We start from the raw sequence: 9,041 nt of genomic DNA on the forward strand, positions 1-9,041 counted from the left end.
TTTCCTGCAAAATGAACGGTCCGAGGGACAACGCCCGCTTCACCACTGTCACAATTCCAAACTATCCCATTTCCTGTTTTCACCGTTTAGAGATACTGAAAACAGTCTCAAATGTTCGCTAAAGGCTAGTTCCGATAGCTCACTACAATCCGAAAGAGAGCGTAAATGACGCCGATGATTATGGCAGTCAGTATGAAAAATACCGGTCCTGATTCGATAGCTAGTGAATATATTGCAGCGACTATCAGGATAATCGCGATTACGGATTTTGTTACAAGTGAGAGCTTCGTCTCCGAACCCGGTGAAGAGTTCGGTCCCATGCTATCCATGTAATAATTACTACTTCTTTTGTAATAATGATGTCTATTCTTCTCATCTTGTTGTAAATAAATGGATTGTGGATAGAGAAAGGGCAAGGTTGACCAGCAGTTTCGATTCATTTCTCCAAGATGCGTTCAGATATTGTGTCGTCAAATATGACCGTCTCAGTACTAAAACTCCGCATCGTGAACTCCACGGGAAGTCTAACGGTCAATCGGTCGTCCTGAGGAAAAACTCAGGATGATTCTTCTCACTCCAACCCGTCGCTCCGCTTCGTCTCCCGTGGGATGCACGCCCCGATTCACTCTATCCGCGCACGGAGGTCGTTCGCTACCTGCTCGGTCCCCGAATCGCCGCCGATGTCGAGGGTTCGCGGGGCGCTCGTATCGGCCAGTTGGTTCGCGACGGCGGTCCGCAGCGCCCGTGCGACCGCCTGTTCGTCGAGGTGGTCCCAGAGGAGCTCCCACGAAAGCACCGTTCCGATCGGGTTCGCGATACCCTCGCCCATGATGTCGAAGGCGCTCCCGTGAACCGGTTCGAACATCGACGGATACTCTCCCGTCGGGTCGATGTTCGTCGACGGAGCGAGACCCATGCTTCCGGAGATACCCGCGCCGAGGTCGGTGAGGATGTCTCCGAAGAGGTTCGAGGCGACGATAACGTCGAACTCCTCCGGTCGCCTGACGAAGTCCATGCTGGCCGCGTCTACGAGCAGCCGTTCGACGTCGACTTCGGGATAGTCTCGATGAACTTCGGTTACGATATCGTCCCAGAAGACCATCCCATGAGCCTGTGCGTTGGATTTCGTGATACTGGTGAGTCGTCCTTCGCGCTCGGCCGCGGCGGCGAACGCCGCGCGGACGATACTCTCGGTGCCTTCGCGAGTGTAAAGGGCACTCTGGATCGCGACTTCGTTCTCGAAGCCCTGGTATTCCCTGCCGCCCACGTCGGCGTACTCACCCTCCGTGTTCTGTCTGTAGACGACGAAGTCGATATCCCCGTCGGCGTAGTTCCGCAGCGGACTGGTAACGCCCTCGAACAGGTAGGTGGGACGTTTGCAGACGTGTTGCTTGAATCCCTTCGTGATCTCTAGTCTGAGCCCACGCAAGGTCACGTGGTCGGGGACGTCGGGGTGTCCGACCGCACCGAGAAAGATGGCGTCGTACTCACGGAGTTCGTCGAGTCCGTCGTCCGGCATCATCATCCCTTTTTCGAGGTATCGCTCGGACCCCCAATCGTACAGGGTCGTCTCGAACGAGACGCCGCACGCGTTGGCTGCGGCCTCGACGACCGGCATCGAGCACTCGACGACTTCGGTTCCGATACCGTCACCCGGAATCACCGCTATCTCATATGACATTAGCTACCATAAAACAGGGACTCACAAGGGTGTTATGAATCTCGACGTGTCGTGAATCCCGGTGTACCGTAGTGTTCGCAATGTCGAAATCCGTACTTCCAACCGACCCACTTCTCACTCCAACTCGTCGCTTCGCTTCGTCTCCCGCAGGATGAACGGTCCGATCGAAAGCGTCCGCTTGGCCACCGTCGCAATCCGGAGAATAAACGCCAGCAGGATCATGAACGGCGTGATCGCAATCGTGGACGCCAGACTGACCGTCAGCACGTCGTTGCTGATGCCGAACGTGTAGCCCGGAATCGCTTTCGCGTCGAAGTAGATTATCATCGAAATCGTGACCACGAGCGCGGGGACCGCCGTGTACAGCATGGCCCGCGAGAGGTTGACGAGTTCCCACTGGAAGTAGAGCGTCTTGAAGTGCTCACGCGCCGGTCCGAAGAAGGTGAGCGATTCGATGATGTCCTCGAAGGCGTCGTTCGCGTCCTCGGAGAGCGCATCGGCGTGCTTGTGGCGGATCTTCCGCGCGAGGAAGACCTTCCACGAGTAGTTGAAGTTGAGGATCGCGGAGAGTACGTCGAACGTCCCGAACTGCGTGTCCTCGAGCGTGTCGCTCACCTCGTCCGCGTTGCCCGTCAGGCCATCGACGTAGCTCCGGATTTCCTCTTTGAGGTCTTCGTCTCGACTTTCGTCCACGGCGTCGGCAAGCGTTTCGGCCCGCGATGCGGTTTCATCGAGGAGCGCCTTCATGAACGACGCCGGTTCGGGCGGTGCGGCCGGAACGTCGAGCGCGTTCTCGACCTCCTGGCGAAACTCCATCGCACCCTCCATTCGACTCCGCTGGTCGCCGACCGGCCCGAGTTCCTGCGAGAGGACGAGTTGGTTCAGCGTCACGACGAGGGTCACGCCCGTGATGATCGCCCCGACGAAGCCCTGAAACACCGTATCGACCGCGTCGTCGCTCGGGCCGATGTACTGTTGCAGCGGCGACGGGTCGAGCACGCCCAACACGACCAGCGCCACGAAGACGGCTATCAGGGTACCGCCCGCGACGAACCATCGGTTCGCCTCCATCAAGATCCACAGCTTCACCCGGCTCTCGTTCGCTCGCTCGCGCATCGTGTCCCCGGGTTGCGCGCTCCCGCCAGACTCGCTCATGGGAAATGAAAAGCCGAGTACGTTGAAATAGACACTTGCCGAATACGGTCGTTCTTGCCGGAGGGATTACGAATTGTTCTGTTCGGTCTCGCTCTCCGTTTCGCTCTCCGCGTCCGATTCCGATTCCGATTCTTCCGTGGCGACTTCCGCTTCGATGTCCGAGAGGTCGATTTCGTCGTCATCGGAGGACGTGGACGCCGATTCTTCTTCGGGTTCGTCCTCGATTCCCATGTCGGCTTTCAGCGTCTCCAGTTCGGAGTCGACTTCGCCGCTCGTGCGCATCTCTTCGAGTTCGCGGTCGAGGCTGCTTTTATCCGAAAGCGCATCCTCGAACGCGCCGGTGTCCTGCAGTTCGTCCATCGCTTCCGCACGGGCTTCCATGTCCTCCGTCTTCTCCTCGGCGCGCTCGATGGCCATCCCGACGTCTTGCATCTCGTCGCCGACGCCGGTCATCGCCTCGGAGACGCGGCTGTTGGCTTCCGCGGCCTCGTAGCGGGCTTTCATGCTCTCCTTCTTCGTACGGAACTCCTCGATGCGGTTCTGGAGTTCGTTCTTCTTCTCCACGAGGTTGTCCTGTGTGTTCTGGAGTTGTGCAATCTGACTCTCCAGGTCCTCGATCTGGTTCATCTTCTGCTTTTTCTTTTCGAGGGCCTGTCGGGCCAAATCCTCGCGGTCCTGCTTGACCGCTTGGCGCGCCTGATCGTTGTGCTTCTCGACGTTCTCTTCGAGGCGGCGCTTCTGGATTTCGAGGCGTTTTTTCTGCGTCGTGAGGTCTGCGATGCCCTGTTTGACGTCCTGTAGTTCATCGCGCATCTGCTCGTAGGAGTAATCGAGCGTCTCGGTCGGGTCTTCTGCCCTGTTGAGGACGGCGTTTACCTTCGAGCGGACGACGTACGACATGCGTGAGAGTACTCCCATACCACTATATTCAGAACCCGACCTTTAAAATCCTCACCAAGCTAACACGCCAGTGTGACCTCGAACAAAGTCGTCGTCCCCGGCGTTCGGGACGTGCGGGGGTCGTTGGACGAGCCTGAAGGGGAGACGGACGGGGTAATAGTCGCCTGTCCACCCCATCCACAGTTCGACGGCAACCGAAACGACAACCGCCTCGTCGCACTGTCGGAGTACCTCACGGACCACGGCATCGCCTGTCTGCGCTTCGATTACGGCGATTGGGACGAAGGCTACGGCGAGCGCGAGGACGCCCGCAATGCCGTGCGCTTTGCGCGCGAACGCTACGACTCGGTGGGAATCTTCGGCTTCAGTTTCGGCGGCGCGATCGCCACCCTCGCGGGCGTGGACGAGAACGTGGATGTCATCGCACTTCTCGCACCCGCCTCCCGGCTCACCGACGAGTTGGACGCCGCGGCCGCGCTTGACGACGTCGAAGTCCCGCTGAAAGTCCTCTACGGAACGCGCGACGATTTGGCGGACTGGGAACCGCTCGTCGAGCGCGCGGACGAACTCGGCTTCGAGACCGAGGAGTTCCCCGCCGACCACTTCTTCGTCGGCCAGGAGCAGAAAGTAGCGAATCGACTCGGAGAATTTCTCGTTGCACGACTCGAAAGCCCTGCGTAGACGGGACGACGCGCCGTCCGACTCGATAGGAGAGCGAAGTGGAAGCGATAGGCAAACGAACCGACGTTACAGCGATTCGGTGAGCTCGGTCAGTCGGTCGCTCCCGTCACGATAAAACGGGACGCCGTGACCCATCGCCGCTATTTCGAAGTCGGGTGCGCGGGACTGGAGGGAGAGGATGCTGTCGTGTACCGCTTCGGTGTCGTAGCTCATCGCCCACGCGGAGGCGGTCAGTTTTCCGTGGTCCTCGAAAACGAGGTCCCCGAGGAAGGCCACGCTCAGCGATTCGCTGACGTAGGCGAGGTGGCCCGGCGAGTGCCCCGGGGTTGCGTAGGCCGTGAAACTCCCGATTTCGTCGCCGTCCTCCACGGGATGGACTTCGGTGTCGGGTCGGGAGAGGAGCGCGCCTGCCACACGCTGGAACGCTCCCTTGTGGTTGTGCCAGTCGGGCGCGTCCGCCCCGGAGACGAGCGGGGCGTCCGCTTCGCCGACGTATATCGGCGCTTGGAGCGGTAGACGGGCGAGTGCGCCGACGTGGTCGAAGTCGTAGTGCGTGATGAGAACGCGGTCGACGTCGTTGATGGAGTAGCCCGCCTCCCGCACCTCGCGCATGATGTCGCCGCTGTCGAAGGGCGTCCCGGCATCAACGAGGGTCAGATCGCCGTCGTCGTCCGCGAGATAGCAGTTGACGCCTCCGAGGTCGAGCCACCACACTTCGTCCGAGAGTTGTGTCACCATGCGAGGTGGTACGACGGCTAGCCACTTGAGCATGAACGGGTGATTCTTCCAACGTACGGACGAACGGTTGCCACCGCGTGGGCACGAACGGACGGTTTTTGGTCGTCCGCCACGCAACAGGTGGTATGGGAACGCCACTACCAACCGAAACCGGTGAAGTAGACCGGTGGCGGGCGATGAAAGCAGTCGTTCCGTTCATGGCGCTCGGGTTGATAGACTTGGTGCTCATTCTCGGCTGGGGACTCAACCCGCTCTGGGGGTTCGCCATCCTCCCGCCGATGATCTTCATCAGCGTGCTGGCGTGGATCAGCTTCAAATCCGGATTCATCGACGAGAACGCGAGCGCGGAGTACTACGAGGGGGAGTAGCGTGCGCGACCGCTATCCCGACCTCGACCCGGACGAGGGCGAAGTACTGACCGAGGAACTGGTCGTCACTGACGACGTGCTCGTGAAGGCCTTCGCGCTCGGGCCCGGCGCGGAACTCACCCCACACGAACACGGCGACAGCACGAACGTCTTCCACGTCCTCTCCGGCGAGGTGACCGTGATTCAAGACGGTGAGGAGGAGACGGTATCGGCACCCGGAGTGATTCTGCACGAGCGCGGTGTGAGCCACGGCGCGCGGAACGATTCGGACGAGCGTGCGATTCTGACGGCGAGCCTCTGTCCGCTTCCGTGACGGCGGGAAGGTGTCGAATTTGGCAGGCGTCGCGTCTCGCTGGTCGCATCTGACTGCAATATCGTCCCACCGTCTGTACTTTCGTCCAACTCCACGACGGGCCCCTAGCCGAGGTGACCGCTTTCGGAACGATTTTGAAACCGCGATACATCCCCGCATGCATGAACCGAATCATCGGGGAGCGCGAGTTGGATGAAACCCCGTTCTCCGCGGAAGAGGCGCGAGAGACCTACCGGCAGATGGTTCTCGCCCGGCGATTCGACGAGCGCGCGATCGCGCTCCAACGACGCGGCTGGATGAGCAGTTGGCCGCCGTACCGCGGACAGGAAGCCTCGCAAGTCGGTGCCGCGCTGGCGATGGCCGACGACGATTGGCTCTTCCCTACCTACCGCTCGAACGGACTGCAGGTCGCACGTGGCGTCCCGATCAGCGACATCCTGCTGTTCCGCCGTGGCCGACCGGAGTTCAACTCCGGCCACGACATCCCGACGTTCCCGCAGGCGGTTCCCATCGCAACACAGATCCCGCACGCGGCGGGCGCTGGCATGGCGATGAACTACCGCGGCGACGAGAACGCCGCCCTCTGTTACTTCGGCGACGGGGCGACGAGCGAGGGCGACTTCCACGAAGGGCTGAATTTCGCGGGCGTGTTCGACGCGCCGGTCGTCTTCTTCTGTGAGAACAACAACTGGGCCATCAGCCTCCCGCGACACAAACAGACCGCGAGCGAGAGCATCGCGGTGAAAGCGCAGGCCTACGGGTTCGACGGCGTGCAGGTCGACGGCAACGACCCGCTGGCGGTTCGCCAGACGGTCACCGAAGCGCTCGAATCCGCCCGTCAGGGCGAACCCGTCCTCGTGGAGAGCCTGACCTACCGACAGGGTGCCCACACCACGAGCGACGACCCGAGCAAGTACGAGGACGTGGAGAAGGAACTCCCGGCGTGGCGCAAGATGGACCCCCTCGAACGCTACGAGTCGTGGCTCACAGAACAGGACCTCATCACCGACGAGTTCGTGGAGGGGGTCCACGACGAGGCGGACGAAAAACTCGCCGAAGCCGTCGAGGAAGCGGAAGCCGTCGAGGACGTGGACCCGCACGACGTGTTCGACCGGGTGTACGCCGAGATTCCGCCCCGACTCCGCGAGCAGCGCGGATGGCTCGACTCGTTCCTCGAAGACCACGACGTGTACGAACTGGAACACTGAGAACTACACAAGTCGCTCGTTCTGCGACCGTGGCCAGCCGTTTAAGTCACCTCCATTCGAACATCAGCCGAGTCAATGCCCGTACCGAGTTTTGGAATCGCCCATCGACATTACCACGGACAGTATTTCGGAGTGGAATGACCGATGACCGAGGACAGCGACGTACGGGCCATCGCCGCGCTCCTCGAAGACGAGTACGCCCATGCAATTCTCATCCACACGAGCGACCGAGCCATGTCCGCACACGAACTGAGCGATGTGTGTGATGCCTCGGTCTCGACCGTTTACCGGCGTATCGAGCGACTGCAGGAACACGAACTGCTGACGGAGCGATTGGAACTCGACCGCGACGGCCACTACTACAACACCTACACCGCCCGACTCGACCGAATCGAGATTCGACTGGAGGAGGGTGCGTTCGAAATCGAAGTCACGTACCGGGAGGAGAACGCCGCCGACCGATTCACCGACCTGTTCGAGGGGTTGCGATGATTGCTACCCTTCAGATGCTGGCGGAGACGACAACGACGACCGGCGGCTCCACGCTCGTCATCGTCCTCGCGCTGGTCGGTTTGCTCGTCACCGCCGGGCTGTCGCTCGCGGTGGCGTACCTCGTAATTCGCGGCTACCGGCGGAACCGCGACAGGGCACGGCTGTGGCTAGCAATCGGTCTGATACTGCTCACGACCGCGCCAATCATGTTACAGCTCGTCCTGACGAATCTTACAGAAGTCTCAGCAGTCGGGCGATCCGCGGCCGCGAACGCGAGCAAACTGCTCGGACTCGGTGCCATGCTGTACGCGATTTACGGCGTGACCCGTCCCCGAAAGACATCCGAAACGAACGGGCCGCGAAACGAATCGAGCGGTGCAGAAAAGGCGGTTCTGCCGTTCGTTCCGCTGGCCGCGACGACGAACACGGATGCAGGCAACCTCACATTCGTTTTCGCGGGGATAACCGGCGTTGCCGGGTTGTTCGTCGCGTCGTTGGCCTACCGTGGCTATCGACGCAACGGGAGCAGGCCGATGCTGTATCTCGCGCTCGGAATCGTCCTGCTCACCGCCGTCCCTGCCGTCGTCAATTTCCTGTTGACGGTTGTGACGGGGGCCACCGACGCGGAAATTCTGCTCTCCATCATCGTCGCCAACCTCGGCGGTGTCGTGTCGATTCTGTACGCACTCACGAGGGCGTGATGTCCGTGTGCTGTCCACGTCCGCATCAGTCCTGCAACATGATTCGTGCGTACCGACCCCACAGTCGGGCCAGCCCGTTCAGCAACTGAACCGAACAGAGGAACAAGAGCGCCCCGAGGACGGCGACGAGGAGGGCACCGGGAAGCGTCTCGACGTGCCACGACCCGAGTTCGAACGTCGTCGTGAGACCGACGAGGAGGTTGTCCCAGCCGAATAAGATGTCGAGCGTAAACGGGCGGGTCGGAATCGGGGAGAACACGGCGACGGGTGAACGGGTGTAGTAGAACGGCGCGAGCAGGAAGCTCCCGGCCGTGGCGACGAGCCACCACAGCACGCTGAACACGACCGTTCCGTAGACGAACTCGCTCAGCAAGTACGCGACCGACCTCCACGTTCGCGTGTCCGTCACGAGGTGTTTGGCGCGGTTCCAGAGACCGTCGTGGGATTCCGTGGGTGAGAGCGGTATCTCGACGCCGAGCAACGAACCGACGAGGGTGCGTTCGAGGCCAGCCAACGTGACAGCCAGTGCGAGCGACAGCATGAGGATGGGAATCCCGACGAGGACTATCGTGAGACCGATACCGAACGGGACCACGAAGGAGAACAACACGAAATAGCCGAGGCCCAGCGGAAACATCAATAGGAGATAACAGAGGTTGCGATACGTCTGGGGGCGTGTCGGCGCGCGGAGCAGACGACCGAGATGGCCGACGTCTCCTGTCTGGGGTGAAGGCTGGGCCGACATCGTGCTATGATCGGGGAGCGACCGGCAAAGGTCTATCCGTCCATCGGGTGGAATTCGAA

General features: G+C 60.9%; 11 protein-coding genes. 6 read left to right on the plus strand and 5 right to left on the minus strand.

The features are described 5' to 3' along the window. Nucleotides 1-622: 622 nt before the first annotated feature. The 3 genes from NKF26_RS03055 to NKF26_RS03065 all read right to left on the minus strand — a co-directional run bounded on the left by NKF26_RS03055 (nt 623) and on the right by NKF26_RS03065 (nt 3,754). Complete coding sequence (locus NKF26_RS03055; protein ID WP_253233983.1) at nt 623-1,681, minus strand: isocitrate/isopropylmalate dehydrogenase family protein; 1,059 nt, start codon at nt 1,679-1,681, stop codon at nt 623-625. Between the two features lie 114 nt (nt 1,682-1,795). After that, the gene (locus NKF26_RS03060; protein ID WP_253225281.1) at nt 1,796-2,836 is read right to left on the minus strand and encodes a hypothetical protein; all 1,041 of its coding nucleotides are present in this window, start codon (nt 2,834-2,836) and stop codon (nt 1,796-1,798) included. A 66-nt stretch (nt 2,837-2,902) separates the two neighbouring features. Then, the gene (locus tag NKF26_RS03065) at nt 2,903-3,754 is read right to left on the minus strand and encodes a PspA/IM30 family protein (protein ID WP_253225282.1); all 852 of its coding nucleotides are present in this window, start codon (nt 3,752-3,754) and stop codon (nt 2,903-2,905) included. 54 nt (nt 3,755-3,808) lie between these two features. On the opposite strand from NKF26_RS03065, the gene NKF26_RS03070 reads away from it, so the two are divergent. Next, on the plus strand, nt 3,809-4,417 hold the full coding sequence (locus NKF26_RS03070; RefSeq protein WP_253225283.1) for an alpha/beta hydrolase: 609 nt from the start codon (nt 3,809-3,811) through the stop codon (nt 4,415-4,417). A 66-nt stretch (nt 4,418-4,483) separates the two neighbouring features. Here the strand turns inward: NKF26_RS03070 and NKF26_RS03075 are convergent, their stop codons facing one another. Continuing rightward, nucleotides 4,484-5,155 (minus strand): MBL fold metallo-hydrolase, encoded by a 672-nt coding sequence (locus NKF26_RS03075; protein ID WP_253225284.1) that lies wholly within the window; start codon nt 5,153-5,155, stop codon nt 4,484-4,486. A gap of 125 nt (nt 5,156-5,280) precedes the next feature. Here NKF26_RS03075 and NKF26_RS03080 point away from each other — a divergent pair, with 125 nt between their 5' ends. The 5 genes from NKF26_RS03080 (at nt 5,281) to NKF26_RS03100 (ending at nt 8,237) form a co-directional block, all read left to right on the plus strand. After that, nucleotides 5,281-5,523, plus strand: coding sequence for a hypothetical protein (locus tag NKF26_RS03080; RefSeq protein WP_253225285.1), 243 nt, complete (start codon nt 5,281-5,283; stop codon nt 5,521-5,523). A gap of 1 nt (nt 5,524) precedes the next feature. Continuing rightward, nucleotides 5,525-5,836 carry a cupin domain-containing protein gene (locus tag NKF26_RS03085; RefSeq protein WP_253225286.1) on the plus strand — a complete coding sequence of 104 codons (312 nt, stop codon included), beginning with the start codon at nt 5,525-5,527 and terminating at the stop codon, nt 5,834-5,836. 161 nt (nt 5,837-5,997) lie between these two features. Then, nucleotides 5,998-7,044 (plus strand): pyruvate dehydrogenase (acetyl-transferring) E1 component subunit alpha, encoded by a 1,047-nt coding sequence (pdhA, locus tag NKF26_RS03090; protein ID WP_253225287.1) that lies wholly within the window; start codon nt 5,998-6,000, stop codon nt 7,042-7,044. A gap of 144 nt (nt 7,045-7,188) precedes the next feature. After that, the gene (locus tag NKF26_RS03095; protein ID WP_253233984.1) at nt 7,189-7,536 is read left to right on the plus strand and encodes a helix-turn-helix domain-containing protein; all 348 of its coding nucleotides are present in this window, start codon (nt 7,189-7,191) and stop codon (nt 7,534-7,536) included. Next, on the plus strand, nt 7,533-8,237 hold the full coding sequence (locus tag NKF26_RS03100) for a hypothetical protein (RefSeq protein WP_253233985.1): 705 nt from the start codon (nt 7,533-7,535) through the stop codon (nt 8,235-8,237). The genes NKF26_RS03095 and NKF26_RS03100 overlap by 4 nt, the downstream gene beginning before the upstream one ends. A gap of 25 nt (nt 8,238-8,262) precedes the next feature. Here NKF26_RS03100 and NKF26_RS03105 read toward each other — a convergent pair whose 3' ends face one another. Then, nucleotides 8,263-8,982 (minus strand): sensor domain-containing protein, encoded by a 720-nt coding sequence (locus NKF26_RS03105; protein ID WP_253225290.1) that lies wholly within the window; start codon nt 8,980-8,982, stop codon nt 8,263-8,265. Between the last annotated feature and the right edge of the window lie 59 nt (nt 8,983-9,041).

The sequence above is a fragment of the Haladaptatus sp. AB618 genome (assembly GCF_024136965.1).
Taxonomy (GTDB): Archaea; Halobacteriota; Halobacteria; order Halobacteriales; family Haladaptataceae; genus Haladaptatus.